Annotated in this window: 14 protein-coding genes; 5 read left to right on the forward strand and 9 right to left on the reverse strand. The window is 50.1% G+C overall.

Annotated features, from left to right (window positions below; genetic code table 11):
• The 7 genes from DW039_RS19250 to galA all read right to left on the reverse strand — a co-directional run.
• Positions 1–774: RagB/SusD family nutrient uptake outer membrane protein (locus DW039_RS19250; RefSeq protein WP_207810848.1), on the reverse strand; the 774-nt coding region annotated here is incomplete at its 3' end.
• A 20-nt stretch (positions 775–794) separates the two neighbouring features.
• Positions 795–4,061 (reverse strand): TonB-dependent receptor, encoded by a 3,267-nt coding sequence (locus DW039_RS19255; protein WP_005825021.1) that lies wholly within the window; start codon positions 4,059–4,061, stop codon positions 795–797.
• 234 nt (positions 4,062–4,295) lie between these two features.
• Positions 4,296–5,267: a glycoside hydrolase family 5 protein gene (locus DW039_RS19260; RefSeq protein WP_022400885.1), complete on the reverse strand. Its 972-nt coding sequence runs from the start codon at positions 5,265–5,267 to the stop codon at positions 4,296–4,298.
• 112 nt (positions 5,268–5,379) lie between these two features.
• Positions 5,380–6,672, reverse strand: a complete 1,293-nt coding sequence (locus DW039_RS19265) for a beta-galactosidase (protein WP_057097724.1) — start codon at positions 6,670–6,672, stop codon at positions 5,380–5,382.
• A 91-nt stretch (positions 6,673–6,763) separates the two neighbouring features.
• Positions 6,764–8,047, reverse strand: a complete 1,284-nt coding sequence (locus tag DW039_RS19270; RefSeq protein ID WP_120382252.1) for an acetylxylan esterase — start codon at positions 8,045–8,047, stop codon at positions 6,764–6,766.
• Between the two features lie 72 nt (positions 8,048–8,119).
• The gene (locus DW039_RS19275; RefSeq protein ID WP_009037794.1) at positions 8,120–9,007 is read right to left on the reverse strand and encodes an AraC family transcriptional regulator; all 888 of its coding nucleotides are present in this window, start codon (positions 9,005–9,007) and stop codon (positions 8,120–8,122) included.
• A 304-nt stretch (positions 9,008–9,311) separates the two neighbouring features.
• Complete coding sequence (gene galA / locus DW039_RS19280) at positions 9,312–11,756, reverse strand: beta-galactosidase GalA (RefSeq protein ID WP_117688971.1); 2,445 nt, start codon at positions 11,754–11,756, stop codon at positions 9,312–9,314.
• 222 nt (positions 11,757–11,978) lie between these two features.
• On the opposite strand from galA, the gene DW039_RS19285 reads away from it, so the two are divergent.
• The 5 genes from DW039_RS19285 (at position 11,979) to DW039_RS19305 (ending at position 19,094) form a co-directional block, all read left to right on the forward strand.
• Positions 11,979–14,465, forward strand: coding sequence for a GH36-type glycosyl hydrolase domain-containing protein (locus DW039_RS19285; RefSeq protein WP_061411761.1), 2,487 nt, complete (start codon positions 11,979–11,981; stop codon positions 14,463–14,465).
• 18 nt (positions 14,466–14,483) lie between these two features.
• Positions 14,484–15,488: an aldo/keto reductase gene (locus DW039_RS19290; RefSeq protein ID WP_120382253.1), complete on the forward strand. Its 1,005-nt coding sequence runs from the start codon at positions 14,484–14,486 to the stop codon at positions 15,486–15,488.
• A 6-nt stretch (positions 15,489–15,494) separates the two neighbouring features.
• Complete coding sequence (locus DW039_RS19295; RefSeq protein WP_120382254.1) at positions 15,495–17,510, forward strand: glycoside hydrolase family 97 protein; 2,016 nt, start codon at positions 15,495–15,497, stop codon at positions 17,508–17,510.
• A gap of 191 nt (positions 17,511–17,701) precedes the next feature.
• Entirely contained in the window at positions 17,702–18,340 is a 639-nt protein-coding gene (locus tag DW039_RS19300) for a DUF4136 domain-containing protein (protein WP_120382255.1), read from the forward strand.
• Between the two features lie 124 nt (positions 18,341–18,464).
• Positions 18,465–19,094 carry an outer membrane beta-barrel protein gene (locus DW039_RS19305; RefSeq protein WP_005834794.1) on the forward strand — a complete coding sequence of 210 codons (630 nt, stop codon included), beginning with the start codon at positions 18,465–18,467 and terminating at the stop codon, positions 19,092–19,094.
• A 107-nt stretch (positions 19,095–19,201) separates the two neighbouring features.
• Here DW039_RS19305 and DW039_RS19310 read toward each other — a convergent pair whose 3' ends face one another.
• Entirely contained in the window at positions 19,202–22,246 is a 3,045-nt protein-coding gene (locus tag DW039_RS19310; RefSeq protein WP_120382256.1) for a glycoside hydrolase family 3 N-terminal domain-containing protein, read from the reverse strand.
• A 20-nt stretch (positions 22,247–22,266) separates the two neighbouring features.
• Positions 22,267–25,278: a glycoside hydrolase family 3 N-terminal domain-containing protein gene (locus DW039_RS19315; protein WP_120382257.1), complete on the reverse strand. Its 3,012-nt coding sequence runs from the start codon at positions 25,276–25,278 to the stop codon at positions 22,267–22,269.
• Positions 25,279–25,330: the final 52 nt, after the last annotated feature.

Raw genomic sequence — 25,330 nt, forward strand, 5'->3', positions numbered from 1 at the left:
AGGACGTTTAGACGCAAGAAGGACGCTGAAGAGCTTAGTTGCGGATTTGAGGTTAATTACATCCTTGGAATATTCTGCCGCTTTCGCCAAATCATCCGCATTGCGGGTACCGGAAAGGCCACTCTTAGTTAGATACACCTTAGCCAAAAGACCTTCGGCACAATAGCGGTCAATACGTCCCGTTTCACCTCTGGCCGGAAGCAACTCCATAGCTTTCTCCAGAGTCATAATGATATATTCGTACACATCTGCTGCCTCCACTTTGAATTTGGAGTTATAATTACCGGAATTCAATTCGTCCGTATTATCATGGATAATGGGTACTGCGCCAAAACTACGTACCAAATAGAAGTAAGCCATGGCTTTCCATGCCAGACACTCGCCCATACACTGATTTTTCACTGCTTCTGACGCATTTGCCGTCTTCAAACGAGTATATACAGTATTGGCATGGCCAATCACTGCCCATAGAGAATAGGACATGTTCACAAGGTTTTCATCCGTACCATTCACCGTAAAATTCAAGTAAGGGCTGTTTCCCTCGTATACGTTTCCGGACAAGATTTCACCGACTTTAATAAAACCGCGCTGAAAGTCATACCAAGGTGAGTTATAAAGATAATTAACCCCCTGCACACATTGTTCGTCATTCTGATAGAAGTTCGATTCGTTATAATTGTCTTCGGTAGGACGGTTCAGGAAATCCTCGCATGAAACTGTTCCCATACCGAGTACAGCTGCAAACGCCCAATATTTAATATATCTGATTTTCATGTTTTCTTCAATTTAAAGTGTTAGAATGAAACATTCAAGCCGAATGAATAAACTGTAGGAGACGGATAACGTCCGTTGTCCAAACCATAGACATTGACGCTTGAAGTGCTGGCACCAATTTCAGGGTCATAGCCGTCATAACCGGTAATGGTCAGCAGGTTCTGGATATTGGCATAGATACGCAAGTTGCTCAGTCCCAGTTTATCAATCGTCTTTTTCGGGAAAGTATATCCCAAAGAGATGTTCTTCAGACGGATATAAGAACCATCTTCAATATAACGGTCACTGATACGGTCGTTGTCATTCGGGTCATTGATAGTGGCGCGTGGAATGGAAGCTCCCGGGTTTGCCACCATGACGTTAGACACATCATTATACCACATCGTTCCATCTTCGTAGACCTTGTTCGGATTGATAGGAACAAGCTGTGCACGTCCGTTTACAGCATTCAGCTGGTTAGTCCAGGGAGAGTTCATATGTGTCAGCTTCATGGAAAGGTAGTTATACACCTTGTTGCCATAGGAACCGTTGATGAAAACGGACAAGTCGAAGTTCTTGTAACGGAAAGTATTGGTCCAGCCAAAAGTAAACTTAGGCATCGGAGAACCGATATTGGTCTTGTCATAGTCGTCAATAACGCCATCGGGCACACCGTCAGGACCACTGATATCCTTATATTTCACATCACCCACCCATACGGTATTGGTACGGTCGAATACACCGTTTGCCGGGTACTTGGCAGGTTTCGGAGAAGTCTGAAGGTCCTCCAGGTCCTTGTAAACACCATCACAAACAAATCCATAGAAGTTATAAAGTGATTCGCCTACACTGGATACACTGACTACATCGGTCCACTGTCCGTAACCCACAATCTGCGCATTGGCTGTACCAGCCAATCCTTTCAGTTTGTTCTTGTTGAAAGAAATCTGGAAGTCAGAATCCCATTCAAACTTACCCGTAATAGGATGTGTGTTCAGAGAGATTTCAAAACCGGTATTCTCTATGTCACCATAGTTACCTTTCGGAGCAGCCAATGCAGAAGAGGCATTACCGGAAGTACCCATATAAGAAGGCAACTGCAACGGCATCAACATATCACTGGAAGTTTTCTTGTACCACTCTACCGTCAGGTTGATACGGTCGTGCAGGAATCCCAAATCCACACCGACGTTCCATTGCTCCTGGGACTCCCATTTGATGGAAGTATTCGGTATATTGGAGGGGCGATACCCCATACCCAGACCGGAAGGCATACGACTCATGGATGTACCCCAAGCATAACCACCGATGTTGGCATTACCAGTTTGTCCCCATCCCAGACGCAACTTACCGTTACTGATGACCTTCTTCAACGGTTCAAAGAACGTTTCGTTGGAAAAGCGCCAGGAAGTAGCCAATGAATGGAAGCCTGCCCAACGGTTCTCGGGACCGAAGTTTGAAGAGCCGTCATAACGATAGGTATAAGTACCCAGATAACGGTCGGCATAGTTATAAGTCAGACGTGTAAAGAAAGATGCCATAGACGAGCTTCCAAAACCTGCATTGATAGTCGGGGTTCCCGTACCCAAGGCAGGATTGTGCACTTCATCCGAAGGCAGACCGCTATTGAACACACTCGTGAAGTCATAGCTGGACTCCCAGCACTCCTGGCCCACCATGGCTGTATAATGATGCTTGTCGCCTATGTTTCCGGAATAGGTCACATAGTTCTTCAATTGCCAGAATGTACTGCTGTTTTTCTGGATATTGCTTTCATTACTGGAACGTACCCATCCACCCAAATCAACCATCGGCTTGTAGCGCTCACCTTTGCTGGAACTGATGTCATAACCCAATTCGGCATGCCATACCAGATTTTTAATCGGAGTAACCTCAAAGAAAATATTACCCGTCAGTTTCTGACGGTCCAGCAGAATGTCATCCATCATGGCAAGGGCAATCGGGTTAGGATTCGTGTAGCCTTCGCGAACAACGGTGGCATAGCTGCCATCCAGATTATAGATAGGTATATCAGGAAGAGTGGTCAACGAGTAGTTAATCAAACCTTCATCACTGTCTGCCAGTTTCAGGTCATCACCCGTTGCTGTATAGGTGGCGGTCAAACCGAGTTTCAACCACTTCTTCAGTTGGGCATCCAAGTTGGCACGGAAGCTGTAACGGTTAAAGTTTGAACCGATGATGGTACCGTCCTGATCCATATAGGAAGCTGATACGTAGTATTGTATCTTCTCTGTACCACCTTGTGCCGAAATCTGGTGCTGATGCTGCAAAGCAGTCTGGAAGATGGCGTCCTGCCAGTTTGTACCTACTCCCAGCAGAGAAGGATCGGCATAATAATTACTAGGGTCAGAGATTTCACCCATGTTTGCCAAATCATTATAATAAGTGGCATACTCACGCAGATTCATCATATCCAGACGCTTTGTCTGGCGTTGAACGGCAAACATACCGTCATAAGTAAACTTAGCCTCACCCGCCTTACCACGTTTGGTCGTAATCAAAACCACACCATTGGAACCTTGCGCACCGTAAATGGCGGTTGCCGAAGCATCTTTCAGAATTTCCATACTGACGATATCAGCAGGGTTGATGGTGGAAAGCGGAGAAATGGTGGAAACCGAGCCATTACCCAGTGCATCGCCCAAACCATAAGATGAACCGCTTTGTCCCTGACTCTGTACAATCACACCGTCAATTACATACAACGGCTCGGCATTAGCATTGATAGTGGCCTGACCACGTACGCGGATAGAGGAGGAAGAACCCGGAGCACCGGAAGTGCTGACTGCCGTCACACCGGCAGCACGCCCTTGAAGGGACTGGTCGAGATTGGTGATAATAGAACCCTTAATCTTGTCTTCACTCATGGAAACGGAAGCACCGGAAAGGTCGCTTTTCTTCATCGTACCGTACCCCACAACCACCACTTCGTCCAACATCTCGGAGTCTTCCTTCAGCGTGATGTTCACTGTTGTCTGGTTCGTTATCTTTATTTCCTGGCTGACATAGCCTATAAAGGAGACTACAATGGTAGCTCCTGGTTTCACATTCAAGGCAAAGTTACCGTCAATGTCGGTAATTACACCATTCGTTGTACCTTTTTCCAATACATTGGCACCGATAATAGGGCCCATAGCATCACTGACGACACCCGTAATTTTCTTTGTTTGCTGCACTGCCTCAACGGTATCCGTCGATGATACTGCGAAAAGCTGAGGAGCATAACCCAGACTGAACACCGAGCATATCCCCGCAAGCAGCGCTGTCTTTCTAAAATTCAAATTCATACTGTATTTCTTAGATTTAAAACAAACACAAAACCTCCCAAAAGAAGATTTTTTTAGTTAACAAAAATGAGACTGAGTCAAAAAGCCCTGATATACTATCACAGCCTTGACATTTAGGTTTACTTCCAAACAGTCCATGTCTTCATAGTTCCGTTTTTCCTTTTTTCCCATAGGCACAATTCTTTTTTTCTTAAATTATTAATGGTTAAATCATATTGCTTTTTCCCGAAAGGGTCATTTCTTCAGTTCGTCCCGTACCATTCTTCCCCATTCCTTCATATCTGCATCTTTCCAGTTTCCCTCGGAAGAAGCCGACGGATAGAACATGGAGCAAGTCTCATCCTTGTCAGACAAAGACCAGGCCACCCAGCTGATGGAATGCCGCTGCATCCAGTCCAGCCAATTCCCCCACTCTTCTTTACTGATGGGGCCGTCCCCACTTGCCTCCATACCGGCACATTCGGAAACGAAAATCGGCAAGCCCTTGCCCAAAGCATAGTCGGCGCGGTCGCGCAGCCACTGTCCGTGGGTATTGGCATAAAAGTGAAGTGTATACATTATATTGTCATATCCGGTAATAGGATTGTCCGCAGCCAAATGGATGTCCTGGTCCCAATGCGGACAACCAACGAGGATAACGGCATTCGGTTCTATGGCACGAATCGTCTTGATAACCTCCACAGAGTATGCCTTCACCTGCCCCCAACTGTCTTCCACCGGTTCGTTGAAAACCTCATAGATGACATTAGGAACCCCTTTGTAACGGGTAGCCATTTGGGTGAAGAACTCCTTTGCTTCTTCCTGCCGCAGATTGTGGCTATGCCAGTCGATGATGACGTAAACGCCGTTCTCGATAGCAGCATCCACCACTTTCGTAACACACTCAATACCGAATTCGGGCTTGTTCACATAGCAGGCGCTATCCAAATCCACTCCCATAGAGGCCCGAAGCACTTGTGCGCCCCAGTCATTGACCAGATAAGCAACCGAAGAGGCATTGTAGAAACGGGGCCAGAACTGATGCCAGCCATAGCTGACACCGTGCAATACCACCGTGTCTCCTTCGGTATTCATCAACTGCGTACCATTGACCACCAATGCCGGTAGCGTTTCCTTTACATTTTCATTCTTCGACGGGTTTGTTCCACAACCAATGGTCATACCTAGGCAACAAACCGCCAACATAACTTTCCATATGCTTTTCATATCATACTTAGTATTTAGAGTAATAATCTTTCTTATATAACGGTACAAACGCTTTGTACACGCTTACATTCTAATTTTCAGGCAGGGATTACACGGAAAAGCACGGATAGGTTCAATTTTGCAGCTTCCGGTTTTCCGCTTTAATTATTTCAATAGTGCTGTCTGTGGCAAAGACAGAGTTCAGTCCTTGTTGTTCTTGAGCCGGGTCACCGGTATAGTCATCTCCCTTTTCCCAGAATACATGGCCGGGATTTTGTCCGGCAAAACCGCCCCATGCCCAGAAGTTGCATCCGGCAAAGAGTCCGCCGCTCTCACGGTCCTGGCGGATAAGGTCGAATACATAACGGTAATATTCATCGCGGGCAGTGGTCGGTGCCTCTTTGGAGAAGCTGAAACCGTCACGGGGAAAACCGAATTCCTCCAAAACGATCGGCTTGCTGTACTTCCGGGCAATGACCATGTGGTCATCTATATACTTCTTAGTATTTTCCTTGGCACGCGGAAGAAGTTCCTTCAGGCTGTCCGCCTTCACCCAACTCCAGTTGTAAGGCCAGATGTGGATATTCAGATAATTGATGTTGGGGTCGGCATGAATCTTCTCGAAAAGATTCATATCCATTTCGCATCCCCACGAGCCCTCACTGCCGGAAGACACCATGTGGTTCGGGTCGAGTGACTTGATTTGTGCAGCCACATCGGCCATCCAGCGGGCAAACGGCTCCTTGTTCTCGTCAGAGAAAGCGCGAGGCTCGTTACCAATCTGCCAAGACATAATAGTGGGGTCATCCACATATTTTATCTGATTATACCTATTGGTGCGTGAAACAATATAATTGACATGATTGGCAAACAAGGCCTTCGCGCTGTCCGATTGGGGGAACTGCTTGACATACTCCATATAGGCGGGCCATCCGTCTACGGCAGGTACCACGGCATCACCGTGTCCGGACCATTGCAGGTAAACGGAATAGCCACCGCTCCATTCCCAGGAATTGTTCAAATAGAGGACAGCTGTCATATCACGTTCACGCAGTTCATTCATAAAATAATCCAATCCGGCTAAAATAGTATCATTATAGACGCCCGGTGCCACTTGTAAAGAGGGCTCTACCCGCGTCTTTATGCCATTTTCACCGTCAGCACCCACCAATACGCGCAGGTTGTTGATGCCAATACTTTTCAGAAAGTCCAGCTCCTTATGCAACCGTTCACGATTGCCGCCTTCACCTTCGGAACCAAGAATGGCACCGTACCAGAAATTGGTACCTACAAAATAATAGGGTTTTCCGTCGCGAACGAACTGTCCATCGGCATTGACCTTAATAAACGAATGCTCCGCAGGCTTAGGGGCACATGCCCCCAAAAGGAATAAAAGTACTGTCAGCAAAAGGAATTGTTTCTTCATATTATCAGTTTTTAAGCGATACACAAAGATACGCGGCTCATATCATAAAAAATGATACTATATTATCAGATTAATGTGCCAATGTGATTAATCACATTGGCACATTAAGTTGTCTCCGTATCCAGTCCAGCCATTCATCCCACTGTTCCTGATACCAGTAATGCCCGGTTTCCAGATAAGGATGCAGTTCCTTCGGAGAAGAAATCACATTGTAGGCTGCATACATGGAAGTGGGAGGACAGACCTCATCGTTATACCCCCAACTGAACCAACCGGGCACATTCAGCAGGCGGGCAAAGTTTGCCGTATCATAATAGCGCACCGTTTCAAGCTGCTTTTCATCGGGAGCACCATAATAATAGAAATAATGGGGCCAGCCGCAAGCACGCTTCTTGAAGAACGCTTCGTGGTCGCACAGGGCAGGATGAACAGCCGCCAGGAAAGTAACGCGTGAATCAAGAGCCGCCGTAATCACAGACAAGGCACCGCCCTGGCTGGAGCCCGTAACGCCCAGCGCTTTCCCGTTGTACTGCGGCAGCAAACAGATAAAATCCACAGCACGCAAAGCGCCTACCACCACACGGTTATAGTAAGAAGCATCCCGATTGTCGCGGCCGAACATCCAATAATTGCTCAGCGCCCCACCTGCCAGCGCATCATATACAGACTGCTGCATCGTGACGGGAATTCCGTGGATACCCACCTCCAATATAATTACCTTTCCAGGAGCCGTATACGTATCTCCCGCATAAGGGCGGACACCCGCACCGGGCACACGCAGCAAAGCCGGATACTTCCCTTCTTTCTTGGGAATACTGAGAATACCGTAAAAACGTCCTCCCCAGGCTTTTGTCTGGAAGCTGACCTGATATACATTATCCGTTTCCGTACAGCGTTCGGGAAGCAGCGTCATAAGGGGATTCAACGGAGTCTTGCGCGCCTCTTCCAAGGTCTTGGCCCAATAATCCTGAAAATCGGCAGGAAGTTTCGTCACGGGTTGCAGCTGCTCAGGAGCATAGGCCGATGTAGCCAGCCCTTCATAAGTCCGGCCGTCCACATGCGCCTTGACCTTGCAACGCAAGAAGCCTGCAGTCTTCATCGTGCCTTGCAACTTCAAGGTACCATCTTTCAGCACCATGTCTTTCTTTACTTCAGTAGGATACATTTCGGGGCCCAGTTCATAGTCAATCTTGACATCGGGCAAGAGGTTCTGTGCCTTCAGCACCCGGACGGTAAACGTACACTTCTCATTCAGACGATACACCCAATCGCTATGGTCGGGTGAAACGACTACACGGATTTCATTGCCACGTATCTGCGCCGTCACAGCACATACACACAGCAGACATAAAAATAAGGAAAAAACTCTTTTCATGATATCAGATATTAGTATTAATCATCGGTGCAAAAATAGGCACTTCCAATGAAGAATACCAATACTTTTTTATCATATCACCAGCTTCTTTTTCCGATAATTCTCACGGAATTCCTTCGGCGAGCATCCCTTCTTCCGCTTGAACATACGATTGAAATTGGACAGATTGTTGAAGCCGCAGTCATAGCACACCTCTGCAATAGTACGCGTGGAATCTACCAACATACGCGTGGCAAAGCCCAGACGGATATCAATAATGTAGTCGGAAAGCGTCTTGCCGGTGCGCAGGCGAAAGAAACGGCTGAAAGAGACCGGGGTCATGCCCACCATATCGGCCAATGAAGCCAACCGGATATCCTCCTGATAATGGGTGGAAATGTATTTCTGCACCTTCTGTACCCGGCGGCTGTCAGAGAAAGTCTCTATCTTGGCAAACGAAGAACTGGACAACACCCGAGCATTGTCATAGAGGGAAAGTTCGTAAAGGATACGGAGAAAGTTCATCACGGCATAAAAGCCCTGCTCCTCGGAAGCCAGCTTATCCAGCCAGTTGTACACCTTCATGATGGCCTGCATGGGGAAACTAAGTCCGCACTGTGCACGCTCCAGCATCCGGCGGATACTGTCGAACTGGTTCTTGTTGACAACGTTCCCGAAGAACAAGTCGGGAGAGAACTGGATGGTAATCTCCCGAATATCCCCGGAGGTACATTCATGTTGCTCCCATACATGCTCCAACTCCTTACCGGTTATCAGCACCAGGTCATAATCACCGATAATCTCGGCAGAATCGCCCACCACACGGCGTACGCCGGAAGCATGTTCCGTGAAGTTCAGTTCATACTCTGCGTGACAATGGATGGGGTAGGTAAATTCTGTTTTGCGACGATCGGCAATATAGAAACAGTCACGTTCCGACAGAGGGGTTATCTCCCTCATGATATAGTTCTGGTTTTCCATAGGCATTGGTTAAAAAAATATCATGCCACAAATATACTCATTCTTTTTAATCCCACAACAGTACCATTTGTTACATTTAGAGGTAATAATTGTTATATATGAGCAGATACCCGGGAAAGTCCCGCCCGGAAAAGCAAAACTTCCGTTCTTCTCCCCCTCAGGCTCTAATGTAAGGATGTATGAGATGCGCATCTCGTACACTTACACACTATAGTTTGAGGAAGAAAGAAGCGGAGATCCCTCTCTTGCCCCATAGACAAGAGAAAGGTCTCCGCTTCGCCGGATGATATAAATGATAAGCCGCTTACTTCTGCAACTTCAAGACACAGGAAGTTTCCGGCAGGTTTTCCGAAACGACCGTCAGTGTGGCTTCTCCCGCTTCGCCGGTACTTTGCAACAGCACCTGTGCAAGTCCGTTGAATGCCTTTACCTGATAGGTGCGGGCATCGGCGTCGGCCGGACGTTCCGTAGCCTGATAAGCGGGGTCTCCATTCCCCACCCCAAGGATGCGTACCGGACCGGAGACGGTTATCGTCAAGTCGTTGCAGGCAGTGGGGACAAAACGTTTCTTCTTGTCCTGCAACTCAATGTTACACACTGTCACATCCCGATTGTCTGCCTGAATGACGGGACGGTCTGCCGTCAGGGAGATACGGGCAGGAGCACCGGTAGTCTCCACAGTACGGGCCAATATTTTTTTGCCGTTCTTATAGCCTACAGCCTTCACTGCACCGGGCTGGAAAACGGCTTTCCAGGAAAGATGGCCGTTTCGGGGCATCGGTTTGCGATCCAGTTTCTTGCCGTTCACAGTCAATTCCACTTCATCGCAGTTGCTGTATACCCAAATATCGATGCTATCACCTTCGTGACCTTGCAGATTCCAGTGAGGAAGGATGTGCAGCACCGGCTCATCCGTCCACCAGGACTTCAGATACCAGGCTTCGTCCTTGGGGAAACCGCAGTAGTCCAGAATGCCGAATTGTGAACCCGTAGCCGGGAACTTCATGGGGTTGGGCTCGCCGCGGTAGTCGAAACCCGTCCAATAGAAAAGACCCGCCAAATAGGGACGTTCGTCATAGAATTTCCAGCCACGCTCGATGCAGTTCAGCAGGCTGTCAGGTCCGTTCGGCTTGCGGTTGTGCGCCACCATGTGGCCTTTGTCGTGGGCATCGAAGTAGATGCCGCGCGTACCACAGCCCGTAGTCTCTTCCGAACCGAGCGCACGGCGGCCGGGATAATCCTTGCGGTGCTGCTCTACTGGATTCTGAAGGATGTAGTTATAACCGGCCACGTCTGCGGGAATCAAGATGGCAGGGCCACTGCTCGAAGCAACGGTCATGAGGCGCGTAGGGTCGAAACGGTGGCAATATTCGCGCATCGTGGCAGCAATGCGTGTACCGCTTTCTTTCCACTCGATGCCCCACTCCTCGTTGCCTACACTCCAAAGGATAATGCACGGATGGTTGCGGTCGCGGTCTATCATGCGTTTCAGCAGGCGAGTATGTTCCTCGTTGACACCCGTCAGACGGTTTTCTTCTATCACAAGGATGCCGAGGCTGTCGCAGGCATCGAGCATTTCGGGAGTCATCGGGTTATGGGAAGAACGGTAGGCATTGCAGCCGAACTTCTTCAGTTCCTTCAGTCGGTACACTTGCAGGGCATCGGGAATGCCGGCACCTACTCCGGGGTGGTCTTGGTGCATGTTCACACCTTTCAGTTTCAGAGGCTGTCCGTTCAAGAGGAAGCCCTTGTCGGCATCGAAGCGGATGTCACGAATACCCGTAGTAGTGGTATAAGCATCCACCAGCTTGCCATGCTGATAGACTTCCGTAAGCAGTGTATATAGATAAGGTGTATCCACACTCCAAAGATGAGGTTTGTCCAGCGCTATTTCACCGACGGTGAGCTGGCGGTCTTTCGGCAGCACCGGCTTACCGGCCGTTTCGCAGCGTGCCACTTCCTTGCCGTCGGCATCCCGGAGGATATGGCAGAGGCGGTAATCCTCCGTTTGCAGACCGGAGTTTTCAACAGTGGTCTCTATCGTCAGCTTGGCCTTGTCAAAAGGTGCGGCCAGCGTGCTGTGCACAAAGGTTCCGAAAGGAGCTACATGTAACGGCGCCGTCTTGTTCAGCCATACATGGCGGTAGATGCCCGCACCCTCGTAAAACCAGCCCTCCTCGAGCGTGGCATCCGCACGGACGCAGATAAGATTCTCTTCTCCGTAATTCAAGTATTCCGTAATGTCATACACCTGCGTGGCATAGCCGCTCGGTTCGTGTCCCAGGTAGAAACCGTTTATCCAGATACGGGCATCACGGAAGATACCGTCGAACTGAAGATAAAGATGTTTGCCGAGGTCCTCTTGTGGCACGGTGATGGTCTTTCGGTACCATCCCACAGAGTTTTCGGGAAATTTATAGCCGACGGCTTTATAGCCATGACTGTGGCTCGCCTCTTTGGCATAAGGCAAATCAACCACCCAGTCATGCGGAAGATTGACCGTCTTCCAGTCCACACCCCACTTCTCCGGATTGAACTTGGGAGAGTAAGGGCCCTCATTATGGATAGAGGCTGCCTTGGTCAGATAATTGAAGTACTCCGTTCCGCAGCCGAAGTCTTTCTCCGGTGAGGAAGCATTGCCAAAAGCAAACTGCCAGCCATCATCCAGCAAAATACGTTCGCGGACAGATTGGGCGGAAAGAGAAAAGGTAATTCCAAGAAGGAACAGAAATGCGAATAAGTGTTTCATATCGGTTAATCATAAAATGTGTTTACAAAGATAGGGCGAAATAGACTCGTACAGTGATACTTTTGTATCTTTTTCCGGTACTTCATGTTTCCGAGGGGAAAAAACACGCTGGGCAAACAAGGGTGATAGGAGAAAAGTTTTTAAATTTGAAGCGTGCTTCCGGGAAAATGGCCGGATGCCACAACTAACGAAGAATGTATCAAACTAAATACAAGAAATAATATGCAAGACAAAAGATTCGGATATTTCGATGACGACAACCGCGAATACGTCATTACCGATCCCAAGACACCTTGGCCATGGATTAACTACCTGGGCAATGAAGATTTCTTCTCACTCATCTCCAATACCGCCGGAGGCTATTCCTTCTACAAGGACGCCAAGTTCCGCCGCATCACCCGCTACCGCTACAACAACGTGCCGATGGACAACGGGGGACGCTACTTCTACATCAATGAAGGCGGCAACGTATGGTCTCCCACCTGGAAGCCCTGCAAGACCGCACTCGACAGCTACGAATGTCGCCACGGCATGAGCTATACCCGCATCACCGGAGCCAAAGACGGCATCGAAGCCAGCCTGCTCTTCTTCGTCCCACTGAAGACCTGGGGAGAGGTGCAGAAGCTGACCTTGCGGAATACTTCTGCCAAAGTGAGAAAACTCAAACTATTCTCCTTTGCCGAATGGTGCTTGTGGAATGCCGCTACGGACATGGAGAACTTCCAGCGTAACTTCTCCACGGGAGAGGTGGAAGTGGACGGGTCTGTCATCTACCACAAGACGGAATACAAGGAACGCCGCAATCACTACGCCTTCTACAGTGTCAATACACCCGTAGACGGTTTCGATACCGACCGCGAAACATTCGTGGGACTCTACAACGAGTTTGCCGACCCGGAACGGGTAGTAGAAGGCAGACCGGGCAACAGCATTGCCCACGGTTGGAGTCCCATCGCCTCGCACTATCTGGAAGTAGAACTGCAACCCGGCGAAAGCCGCGACTTCATCTTCCTGCTGGGCTATGTGGAAAACAAGCAGGAGGCAAAGTTCGAGGAACGTGAAGAATCTCTGCATGAAGCGTTCAAGCAGAGTGTACCCTCTTCACCTATTATAAATAAGGTAAAGGCTAAGGCGATGATTTCGGCCTTCGACACTACCGCCAAAGTAGATGCTGCCTTTGCCGAACTGAAAGCCTACTGGGACCGCCTGCTGGACATCTACGTCGTGAAGACCGACGAAGAAAAACTGGACCGCATGGTGAACATCTGGAACCAGTATCAGTGCATGATTACCTTCAACATGTCCCGTTCCGCCTCTTTCTTCGAGAGCGGCATCGGTCGTGGAATGGGTTTCCGCGACTCCAACCAGGACCTCGTGGGCTTCGTGCATCAGATACCGGAACGAGCCCGCGAACGAATCATCGACATAGCTTCTACCCAATTCCCCGACGGAGGATGCTACCACCAATACCAACCGCTGACCAAACGCGGCAACAACGACATCGGCGGCGGCTTCAACGATGACCCCATGTGGCTTATCTTCGGTACGGTGGCATACATCAAGGAATCGGGAGACTTCAGTATCCTGGATGAGCCCGTCCCCTTCGACAACAAAGAAGGTTCGGAAGTGTCTCTGTTCGAGCACCTGCGCGTCTCCTTCAACCACGTCATCGAGAACCTCGGCCCCCACATGTTGCCCCTCATCGGCCGTGCCGACTGGAACGACTGCCTGAACCTGAACTGCTTCTCCTGGGATCCGAATGAATCCTTCCAGACCACGGAAAACCAGACGGAAGGCAGCCAGGCAGAATCGCTGATGATTGCCGGCTTGTTCGTGGTATGCGGACGCGACTACGTGGAGCTGTGCCGCCGCCTGGGTAAAGACGACGAAGCAAACAGAGCGCAAACCTACATAGACAATATGGTGGAAGCCGTAAAAAAACACGGCTGGGACGGAGACTGGTATCTGCGCGCCTACGATTACTTCGGCCACAAGGTAGGCTCCAAAGAGAACGAAGAAGGACAAATCTTCATCGAATCGCAAGGCTGGTGCACCATGGCAGGCATCGGACTGGAAGAAGGCATGGTAGAAAAAGCATTGGACTCCGTAAAGGAACGCCTGGACTGCGAACACGGTATTGTACTCAACAATCCACCCTTCACCCGCTATGTTGTGGAGTATGGAGAAATCTCCACCTATCCCGCCGGCTACAAGGAGAACGCAGGTATCTTCTGCCACAACAACCCGTGGGTCATCATCGGAGAAACCGTACTGGGACGGGGTGACCGTTCCTGGGAGTATTTCCGCAAGATATGCCCGTCGTACACCGAAGAGCACAGTGCCCTGCATAAAGTAGAACCTTACGTATGCTGCCAGATGGTGGCCGGCAAGGACGCCGCCCGCCCTGGTGAAGGCAAGAACAGCTGGCTGACTGGAACGGCTGCCTGGATGTGGTATGCCATCACGCAATTCATACTCGGCATCAAGCCTTCGTATGAAGGTCTGGAAATCAATCCTTGTATCCCGGCAGGCTGGAAAGGCTTCAACGTGAAGCGTAGGTTCCGCGGGGCAGAATATCATATTACCGTGAAGAATCCCGATGGTGTGTGCAAAGGCATCAAGTCCGTCACAGTAGACGGCCAGCCGATAGAAGGCAATGTGGTGAACCATCTGCCGGGCACGCATACAGTAGAAGTAATAATGGGATAACCCACAAAATACAATATCATGATAAACCCTATTTATTCTCCAGCGCCCGAACGCTATGACAACGGCATGAAATTCCGCCGTTGCGGGCAAAGCGGCATCCTGCTGCCGGAAATATCACTCGGATTGTGGCACAACTTCGGCGACGTGAACACATTTGCCAATTCCCAGGCCATGGCGCACTATGCCTTCGACCGTGGAATCACGCATTTCGACCTCGCCAACAATTACGGTCCTTCCTACGGTTCCGCCGAAGAGACTTTCGGAATGATTATGAAGAAATCCTTCATGCCCTATCGGGACGAACTGTTCATCTCCACCAAGGCCGGACACGACATGTGGCCCGGCCCCTACGGGGAGTGGGGCTCACGCAAGTACCTGATGAGCAGCCTCAACCAAAGTCTGAAACGGATGAACCTGGAGTATGTGGACATCTTCTACTCTCACCGCTACGACCCGGTTACTCCGCTTGAAGAGACCCTGCAAACACTGGTTGATATCGTACGGCAAGGCAAAGCACTCTATGTAGGAATCTCCAAATATCCCAAAGAGGCGGCCGAGTTTGCCTACAAATACCTAGAAGAACGGGATGTACACTGCCTGCTCTATCAAGGCAGATACAATCTCTTCAACCGCGAACCGGAAGAAGAAGGTATCCTGCAGCAAGCCAAAGGGAACGGAACCGGCTTCATCGCCTTCTCCCCGCTGGCGCAGGGCCTGCTGACCAACCGCTACCTGAACGGTATTCCCGAAGATTCGCGCATGGCAAAGGGAGCTTTCCTGAAGAAAGAAACACTGACCGACGAGACGCTGCAAAAAATCAAGGCTCTTAATGAAGTGGCCGGCACGCGCGGACAAACCCTTGCCGAGATGTCACTTGCCTGGTTGTTGAAGGACGACCTGGTGACAAGCGTCATCATCGGAGCGAGCTCCGTTACCCAACTGGCAGATAACCTGAAAGCGACTGAAAATACAGACTTCTCTGCCGAGGAACTGGAGAAGATAAAGAAAATCATTCAAAAATAAATCAACATGAAAAGCCTCCTTATTCAAACCTTTTGTTTATTATTCCTTTGCTTGGGCACGGTCCGTGCACAGCAATACCAACTTGCATCACCCAACGGAAAACTATCCGTTACGGTAGATGCCGGAGAAGCCCTCACCTGGCAGATAGCACACGACGGAACCACGGTGCTGCAACCCTCTGCCATCGCCCTGCAAGGCAGAGATGAAAAATCAGCCAAGAAAGCAATAACTTTCGGTAAAAATGTAAAAGTAATCCGTGCAGAACGCAAGTCTGTGGAGTCCTCCTTCCCCACTCCCCTCTATAAAAAAGCAAGTGTGAAGGATGTCTACAACCAGTTGACACTGAAATGCCGCGGAGGCTACAGCGTACAGTTCCGCGCATACGATGACGGCGCTGCCTATCGCTTCATTTCCGAACAGAACAAGCCGTTTATCGTCCTCAACGAAACTGCGGACTTCAATTTCGACAAGGATTACCAGGCATTTGTACCTTACATAAACGACAACCGCAACGGTGAGCGCTATTGCTTCTCCTTCGAGTCTTACTACGACGAAGCCCCGTTGTCCAAAATGCACACCGACTCACTCTCCATCACCCCACTGATGGTTTGCCTGGACGGAGGAAAGAAAGCCGTTATCATGGAAGCCGGATTGGAAAACTATCCCGGCATGTTCCTCACTGTAAATCCCCAGACACGTCAAGGAGTGCAGGCAGCATTTGCCCCCTATCCGCTGGAGGAAATAATCGGCGGACACAACCGGCTGAACCTGATACCGACAAAACGTGCAGACTACATCGCCCGTTGTGCCAAGCAGGAGCTCCCCTGGCGTGTGGTGCTCGTCACCGAAAAGGACACGCAGCTTGCCGACAATGACATGGCACAGCGTCTTGCCCCCGCCTGCCGCATCAAAGACATTTCCTGGATTAAACCCGGCAAAGTGGCTTGGGACTGGTGGAACACCTGCAACCTGACTGGCGTAGACTTCAAAGCCGGCATGAACACCCCGACTTATAAGGCATTCATCGACTTTGCCGCCGACAACAACCTGGAATATATCATCATCGATGACGGCTGGAGCGGAAACGAATCCTTATTGAAAGACCTGAATCCGGATATCGATTTAAAGGAACTGGTAGCCTACGGAAACCAGAAGGACGTCGGCATCATTCTCTGGGCAAGCTGGCGAAATTCTGCCAAAGATACGGAAGCCGCATTCAGCCACTATGCACAGATGGGCATCAAAGGCTTCAAGATAGACTTCTTCGACCGTGACGACCAGCCACTGGTACAGTCTGTAGAACGCATTGTAGCCTGCGCCGCCGAGCACCGCCTGGTATTGGACCTGCATGGCCTCAAGCCATACGGTATACAGCGCACCTATCCCAACGTCCTGAACTTTGAAGGTGTAAAGGGATTGGAGAACGCCAAATGGGAACCGATAGTGAACGGAGCCCCCCTCCACAACTTCCCACGCTATGACGTGACTGCTCCCTACCTGCGTATGCTTATAGGCCCGATGGACTACACACCGGGAGCCACAATGAACGCAACCCGCGAAACCTTCCGTGCCGTCAACGACCATCCAATGAGCCAGGGTACGCGCGTCCACCAGATGGCGATGTACACCCTCTTCGAAGCCCCGCTGCAAATGCTTGCCGACAGCCCCAGCAAATATATGAAGGAGCAGGAATGCACGGACTTCATTGCCAAAGTGCCTACCGTTTTCGACGAGACCGTGGCACTGGACGGTGAAGTAGGCGAATACCTTACTCTGGCACGCCGCAAGGGAGATGTCTGGTACATCGCCTCCATGACCGACTGGACACCACGCGACTGTACCATCGACCTTTCCTTCCTCGGAGAAGGAAGTTACGAAGCCGAAATCTTTTCCGACGGCATCAATGCCGACCGGGAAGCAACCGACTACAAGAAAGAAGTACGCACCGTGACCTCGGGAGACAAGCTGAACATACACATGGCACCCGGAGGAGGATGGACAGCACGGATATGGAAAAGATGACAGGGTGATAAAGTAATGACATGATAAGTGCAATAGGGTGACAGTTACGTTAAAAGTGCTGTCACCCTATTCCTTTATTACTTTTAACATACCTCTACGTGAACCTTTTATATCCTATCTTGTTTTTTCTCACAAAAGCCTAAGGTACCATAGGGCAGGAATTTATATTAAACCTAAACAATTATAAAAGTATGAAGAAATTTATTCCCCTATTATTAGCGGTCTTTGCAGTGACGCTTGCATCTTGCGAAAAAGACCCTGACATGGATAAGCTGGACAATAATTATCTGGTTTATACCAACTATGACAAGAAGGCGGATTTCAAAACCTTCGAAACTTATTACTTGCCGGACAGCATTCTGGTCATCGGTGATAAGGAAAACGCCGAATACTGGAAAGATGAGAATGCCCAGGAAATTCTCAGCGCTTATGTTGCTAACATGAACAGCCGCGGCTACATCCGTGTGGATGACCGGGAAGAAGCCGACCTTGGCTTGCAGGTAAGCTATGTCAGAAGTACCTATTACTTCACCGACTACGGACGTCCCGAATGGTGGTGGAACTATCCAGGCTACTGGGATGCTCCTTACTGGGGCAACTGGGGCGGATGGTATTATCCCTATGCCGTGAACTATTCCTACAGCACCGGTTCCTTTATCAGCGAATTGTTGAATCTGGAGGCGCCGCAAGGCCAGAGCGAGCAACTTCCTGTTCTGTGGACCAGCTATATGAGCGGCTTGCTGAGTGGTTCTACTTCTGTCAATACCAAACTTGCCGTGCAAGGTGTGAACCAAGCTTTCACTCAATCAACTTACCTGACTAACAAGTAGTGACAAGCTACGAGCTATAAGTGACAAATGACGGGTTACCCAATATTAAGGTAACAAGAATAATACGGCAGCATCCTTTCCGGACTGGGAAGTTGCCATTGAACCAAAAAAACAAGAACAAAGTATGAAAACAATAAAATATCTTTCCTTGAGAGTATTTGCGGTTGCCGCTCTTGCTCTCGTCTTCGCCCTACCGACGAAGGCACAGATGACCGATAACGGTTATGCCAATATCGACTGGCAATATAACTTTCCTCTCAGCAACAACTTCGCCGACAAATCAAGCGGCTGGGGTATGAATTTTGAAGGCGGTTACTTCCTGACAGACAATTTTGCATTGGGAGCTTTCTTGAACTACCATAGCAACCATGAGTATTTCGGTCGCCAGACACTTCCCGTAGGCGAAGGCGGCAGTCTGAATACCGACCAGCAGCACACCGCATTCCAGTTGCCTTTCGGTCTGGCCTCCCGCTATGTATGGAACCGTGGAGGTGCATTCCAGCCGTATGCCGGTGTAAAACTGGGTGCTGAATATGCACAGTTGAAGTCAACTTTCAACGTATTCGAAGCCAACAAAGATACATGGGGTTTCTATGTATCTCCTGAAATTGGTTTCAATGTGTATCCTTGGGCTTATGGACCGGGCTTGCATTTCGCAGCCTATTACAGCTACGGTACGAACAAAGGTGACCTCTTTACGTACAGCGTAGACGGTTTGAGCAATTTCGGTCTGCGCGTAGGTATTGCGTTCTGATAAGACACACACTTAAAGCTTAACAGATAGAATTTAATTGTTTCAAAATTGAAGAAGAAAAGAGCCTTTCCTGCGTGAGCAAGGGAGGCTCTTTTTAATTCTACCAGTTATTTTTTTCCTCCCAGCATCGCCTTATATACAGCTTCCTGAATCCTCGTCCTTATATCCAGCCTCATCAACTTGTTATTCCACACATCCGGATAGGTGCGGTTGCTCAAAAAGACATAAACCAAGCCGTTCTTCGGGTCTGTCCAGGCGCAAGTACCCGTGAAACCGGTATGACCGTAGACAGAAGCAGGGGCAGACTCTGCGCAGGGACTCTTCTGGGGATTACGCCGGTCGGGCTTATCAAATCCCAGCCCCCGGCGGCTTATCCTTGAGACGGTGGTAGTAAATACCCTGCAGGTCTCCTTGCTCAAATAGCGCTTACCGTCCAGTTCACCCCCATTCAGCAACATCTGATAGACTTTTGCCACTTCTCCGGCAGTGGAGAACAGCCCGGCATTACCGGAAACGCCGCCCTGAAAAGCTGCAGATTCATCATGTACAAATCCTTGCAAGGTAGTCTTACGCAAGAAAGGATCTGTTGATGAAGGTACAATATCTTCCTTCTTCAAGAAGCGCAGAGGAAGATACCCCGTACGCTCCAATCCCATCGGAGTATAGAATTCCTTGGCCAGATATTCGTCCATAGACATGCCGGTGCGCGCCTCGACCAACTGCTGCAACAAGATAAAGCCCACACAACTATAACGGTAACGTTTATCTCTAAGCGGAGTATCCACAATCTTCTGCAAGTACTCTTGCTTGAAGGAACGGTTCAGCCAAAGGCTGTCGGACACTTGCATCGTATATTCCGGTGTCTGCACCTTCGACGTCAGTCCCTGACGGAAGCGGAACTTAGGGTTCGCCCAAGTCTGCCGTCCGATGCGTGCGGAATGCCGGGCATCGGGACGTGCCTTGAACAAAGTGCCGGTGTAGCTCTCTTCATCAATCGCTTCCTGATAGAATAGCAAGGTAGAAGGTAGACCGGATTCATGCATCAGCAGTTCGCGTACCGTAATATTCTTCTTGTCCGTATCCTGTAGGAAAGGCAGATAATCCGACACCCGGTCTGTAAGATTGAGGCGTCCGCCATCGTACAACTTCATCACAGCAAGCAGTGTGGCCGTGGTCTTTGTCAGCGAGGCGATGTCGTACACATCCGTTTTCTTCACGGGAAGCGCCTTGCTTCCGGCCTCGTTCCAGACGTGGGTACCGAAAGCTTTATTATACATCTCCCTGCCATCCTTCAGCACCACCACCTGGCAACCGGGGTAAGCCCCTTCACGAATGCCTTCTTCAGCTATCTTGTCTATTTCAGCCAGCAGACGGGAATTCATACCATGCTCTTCGGGTACAAAGCGGGGGGCGCTTTGAGGAGTCAGCGTCACTCCCGCACCGGCAGCAAACCGACTACCGATACTGGCAGACAAGCGTCCCTCTGAACAAGCGCTGCCATAAACAATCCGGGCAACCTGCCGCTGTACCTCCTCGTTGGAGGAGTGTGCCAAAATCACCGCTTCAGCAGCAGCGTCCCCTTGTTTTATCTGCAATACCTGCTTGCCAGGAATAAAGAACAGATAAACCACCGGTACGTCAGGAGCGAACTTTGCAAAGAAATTCTGATAGGGCGTCAAACGGTGTTCGGTGACACAGACCAGAATACGTTTGTACTTGGCCAGCGCATTTCTCAAACGGTTCCCGTCAGCCTCCGGCAGATTCTTGCCCAAACGGAACTCCACAGGACGGGTATACTGCGACAGTTCCTTGAGGAACGGCTGGATTTCCTGCGCTTCTCCCACATTGAGCACGGCAACTTCACCGATGGAAGGGTCCAGCGGAAGTACCTCGTCCCGGTTATCCAGCACAGTGATGGCCGCCAAGTTCAGCCGGCGCATCAAATCACGCGTTTTCGGAGTATTGATGCGGGTCCCCAAACCTGAAAGCTGTACATGGGGTTTCTTTTCCAACCCAAGGGCATATTTATATTTCAGTACTTTACGGCATTTCGCCTCTATCTCTTTCTCTGTCAGCTCCCCTTTTTTCACAGCGGCAAGCACAGCCTCCACTTCTTCCTTAATACGCCGGGGGACAAGCAGCAAATCATTGCCGGCTTTCAGCGCCTGCAAACAGATGCTTTCATTGCCCGATACCCCTTTCATGGCAAGGGCATCTGTAAAGACAAGCCCCTGAAAGCCGAGGTCATTCACCAACAGACCGGAAACTACCTTACGCGAAAGCGAAGACGGGAGCCCCTTTTGCGGCTCTATGGTAGGCACCTCCAAGTGCCCCACCATCATTCCTCCCAATCCGGCACGAATGGCTTTTCTGAAAGGATAAAGCTCTATACTGTCCAGACGGGCACGGGTAAAAGGCAGCACGGGCAACGCCTTATGAGAATCAACATCCGTATCCCCATGCCCCGGAAAGTGCTTGCTGACAGAAAGTACACCACCATCCTCCAACCCTTTGGAGTAGGCAACAACCTTGTTCGCCACATTGAACGGACTTTCACCGAAGGAACGGGTATTGATAACCGGATTCTTGGGATTGATATTCACATCCGCTACAGGAGCAAAATTCACTTGCACCCCCAGTTCACGGCATTGGCGGGCCACTTCGCGCCCATATTCATAAATCAGTGTATCGTTCTGTATGCAGCCCAGCACCATGTTTCGCGGAAAGTTCGGAGTACCGCGAAGGCGCATAGCCAGCCCCCATTCACCGTCAAAGGTAATCATCAGCGGAACTTCCGCCATCCGCTGCGCCTCATTGGTCAACATCACCTGGTTCTGCATCAATCCGCCGGAAAATAACAGACCGCCTACCTTATAGTCCTCCACCACCTTACGCAGCAGTTCCTTGTTGGCCTTGTCCTGCTGGGGGGCAATCGTATAGATGAACAGTTGTCCGATGCGTTCTTTCAAAGTCAGACGCTGCATGACGGAATCCACCCACTGCCTGCACCGCACGTCACTGTTCAAGAGACGTACAAGCGAAGGGTCGTTCGGCGGCACCGGAGTAAACGGCATCGGGCCAAGCTGCGCTTTCAGAAGCGGACAAAGACAACACAATATAGTGATATAGGCAAGCAGGTATATTCTCTTCATTCCTTATAGATAGATTGTTTTTAGGGGATTTGCGGAATAATACTTTTATAAATCAATTCCTGGATATCTCTTCTTATATTCATGTCACCCAGTTTCGTGTTCCATACATTGGGGCACAAGCGGTTGCTGAGGAATACATACACCGTCTTGTTTTCCGGGTCCACCCAAGCACAAGTACCGGTAAATCCGGTATGTCCATATACCGCTTCCGGAGCGGAAGGAGCACAAGGGCTGCGCTTCACAATGGATACATCCGGCTTGTCGAATCCCAGACCGCGACGGCTGATGGCAGATTTCTCCGTCGTAAACAAACGGCAGGTTGCCTTACTCAAGAAACGCTTGCCATTGAATTCACCGCCGTTCAGCAACATTTGATAAACCTTTGCCACCTCTTCGGCCGTAGAGAAAAGTCCTGCATTACCGGACACCCCACCCATGCAGGCAGCAGTCTCGTCATGCACATATCCGCATATATCCTGGCGACGCAGGAAGTCATTGGATGCCGTGGGCATGATTTCCGCTTTGGTGAACTTCGTCAAAGGCAGAAACATAGTACGTTGCAATCCCATCGGGGCATAGAACTCACGGGCAAGGTACAAATCCATCGGCAGCTCCGTCACCTTCTCCACTACCTGCTGCAACAGCACGAAGCCAAGGTCGCTGTAAACATAACGTTTGCCGTCCAACTCGCACTTGGCTATTCGCTGAAGGATAGAATTCTTGAAACTCTTGTTCAGCCACATGCCATCTGCCATGTGCAGAGTATAGGCCGGTGTATTCTTGTCGGACACCATCCCTTTCCGGAACTTAAAATCGGAACAATAATAGCTATGCTCGCTTACCTGCGTACGATGCCACTCGTCCACCCAACTCTGGGAGTACGGACCGTGTACCGAATTCGGGTCTATGATGTCCAGGTAGAAGCGGATATAGGGAGGAAGCCCCGATTCGTGGAACAAAAGTTCGCGGATGGTAATGTTCCGCTTGTTGCCATTGCGCAAGAAGGGCAGATAAGCGGAAACCTTGTCATCCAGTTTTATCTTGCCCTCATCATACAGTTTCATGACGGCAAGCAACGTAGCCGTAGTCTTGGTCAGCGAAGCCAAATCAAAAAGGTCCGAAGAACGGACAGTAGTGGTATCCTTATCAGAGTGGGTTCCGAAGCCTTTGTCATATACCGGCAGTCCGTCTTTCCACACCAGCACGCGGCAACCGGGATAAGCTCCCGCTTCCAGTCCCTTCCGGGCAACGGCATCGATACTTTGCAGCACATACGATTTCATGCCGTAATCTTCCGGAACAGTCTTCCCCGGTTTCATGCCCGGTTCAATCATACAGCCCGTTCCCGCTGGAAACAGTTTACCGATACTCATCGACATTCTGCCACTGGCCGGCTTTTTGGCAAAAAGAACATCAACCACGTATTGCTGCAAATCCGTCTCTGCCGAATGTGCCAGCACCACAGCGCTAGATTTGGCAAGTGCGGGCATCAGAGGTTGCAATGTACGGTAAGAGGTAAAAAAAGTATAGACCAGCGGAGCACGCAGGTTCAAGCCTTCCAGAAAGGCCACATCACGGTCGCTGACATAAGCCGAACCGGTGATGCTGATAACCACGCGACGGAAAGCAGCCAACCGCCCCTGCACTTCCTGCCAGAGAGCCTCATCGGCATTCCAAGGCAAGTGGAAATGGCTGATGCCTGCATTCTTTTTCATAGCTTCCACAAAGGGAGCATCTGCCTCCTTCTCTCCGATGCTGAGCACGGCAATATCACCTTCCACCGGTGCCAGCGGGAGGACATCGAAATAATTGTTCAATACAGTCACTGCCGAACGGCGCAACTTGGCAGCCAACGCCTGCGCTTCCTCCGTATTGATGCGATAGCTCATTCCGCTGACCCGAAGTTGCGGCTGGCGGTTTCTCAAGCCAAGCATATACTTGTACATCAATACCTTGCGGCACTTGGCATCAAGTTCGTCCTTACTCAGTTGTCCCGACTCCACTGCATCTACCAGCTCCTGCACCGCATTCTTCGTATTGAACTGTACCAGCACCATATCATTTCCCGCCAGCAGCGCTTTGGTAGTTACCTGCGGAATGGCAGACACACCCTTCATGTCCAAGGCATCGGTAAACACCAGCCCTTTAAAGCCGAGTTCATCCTTCAACAGCCCGGTCACCACATTCCGCGACAAGGAAGAAGGAGTCACCCCGTCCGGGTCCAGCGCCTGCACTTGCAGATGGCCTACCATGACACCCCCCAATCCGGCACGTACCATTTCCTTGAAGGGATAAAGTTCCACACTGTCCAGGCGTGCACGGTCGTAGTGCAAGGCAGGAAGCGCCTTATGAGAATCCACATCCGTGTCGCCATGCCCGGGGAAATGCTTGCAAACGGAAAGTATGCCCCCGCTTTCGAGCCCACGGCTGTATGCCACCACCTTTTCCGCCACCCGCTGCGGGTTCTCACCAAAGGAGCGTACGTGTATCACCGGGTTCAGCGGATTCGTATTGACATCCGCATCGGGTGCAAAATTGACGTGTACCCCCAATTCGCGAAACTGGCGGGCCACCTCACGTCCATATTCTTCAATTAGGCCATTGTCCTCGATACATCCCAAGGCGGCATTACGGGGATAGTCCGGAGCGCCTTTCAGCCTCATTGACAGTCCCCACTCTCCATCGAAAGTAACCATAACGGGAATCTTGGCATCCTTCCGGGCCATATTGGTCAAGATAGCCTGCTCTTCCGGAGTACCTTCGGAAAACAGCAAGCCACCGACCTTGTATTTCTTTACCAGCTCGCGCATCTGCTTTTTCGTGGCCTTGTCTGCTCTGGCCGGAATGGTGGCAACGATGAGCTGCCCCACTTTTTCGTGTACATTCAGACCTGACAACACGGAGTCCACCCATTGCCGGCACCGGTTGTCTGCAGCCGAAGGAAGAAACGGGCCTCCCGTCTGGGCGTGAAGTGAAGATAATCCCAATATAAACAATCCTGCAACCCATAAAAGGAGGGTGAGTCTTTTCAGAGGGCACTGAAAAAGTTCCCCACTTGTAATAAGTCTCTCCCTAATACACAAA

It is taken from the genome of Bacteroides sp. AF39-16AC (assembly GCF_003602735.1).
Classification (GTDB): Bacteria; Bacteroidota; Bacteroidia; order Bacteroidales; family Bacteroidaceae; genus Bacteroides; species Bacteroides uniformis.

Excerpts from the sequence above, each read along its gene's own strand:
- DW039_RS19275 (WP_009037794.1), bottom strand. The coding sequence starts at position 9,007 with ATGGAAAACCAGAACTATATCATGAGGGAGATAACCCCTCTGTCGGAA.
- DW039_RS19305 (WP_005834794.1), top strand. The coding sequence starts at position 18,465 with ATGAAAACAATAAAATATCTTTCCTTGAGAGTATTTGCGGTTGCCGCT.
- DW039_RS19285 (WP_061411761.1), top strand. The coding sequence starts at position 11,979 with ATGCAAGACAAAAGATTCGGATATTTCGATGACGACAACCGCGAATAC.
- DW039_RS19310 (WP_120382256.1), bottom strand. The coding sequence starts at position 22,246 with ATGAAGAGAATATACCTGCTTGCCTATATCACTATATTGTGTTGTCTT.
- galA (WP_117688971.1), bottom strand. The coding sequence starts at position 11,756 with ATGAAACACTTATTCGCATTTCTGTTCCTTCTTGGAATTACCTTTTCT.
- DW039_RS19300 (WP_120382255.1), top strand. The coding sequence starts at position 17,702 with ATGAAGAAATTTATTCCCCTATTATTAGCGGTCTTTGCAGTGACGCTT.
- DW039_RS19265 (WP_057097724.1), bottom strand. The coding sequence starts at position 6,672 with ATGAAGAAACAATTCCTTTTGCTGACAGTACTTTTATTCCTTTTGGGG.
- DW039_RS19290 (WP_120382253.1), top strand. The coding sequence starts at position 14,484 with ATGATAAACCCTATTTATTCTCCAGCGCCCGAACGCTATGACAACGGC.
- DW039_RS19270 (WP_120382252.1), bottom strand. The coding sequence starts at position 8,047 with ATGAAAAGAGTTTTTTCCTTATTTTTATGTCTGCTGTGTGTATGTGCT.
- DW039_RS19260 (WP_022400885.1), bottom strand. The coding sequence starts at position 5,267 with ATGAAAAGCATATGGAAAGTTATGTTGGCGGTTTGTTGCCTAGGTATG.
- DW039_RS19295 (WP_120382254.1), top strand. The coding sequence starts at position 15,495 with ATGAAAAGCCTCCTTATTCAAACCTTTTGTTTATTATTCCTTTGCTTG.
- DW039_RS19255 (WP_005825021.1), bottom strand. The coding sequence starts at position 4,061 with ATGAATTTGAATTTTAGAAAGACAGCGCTGCTTGCGGGGATATGCTCG.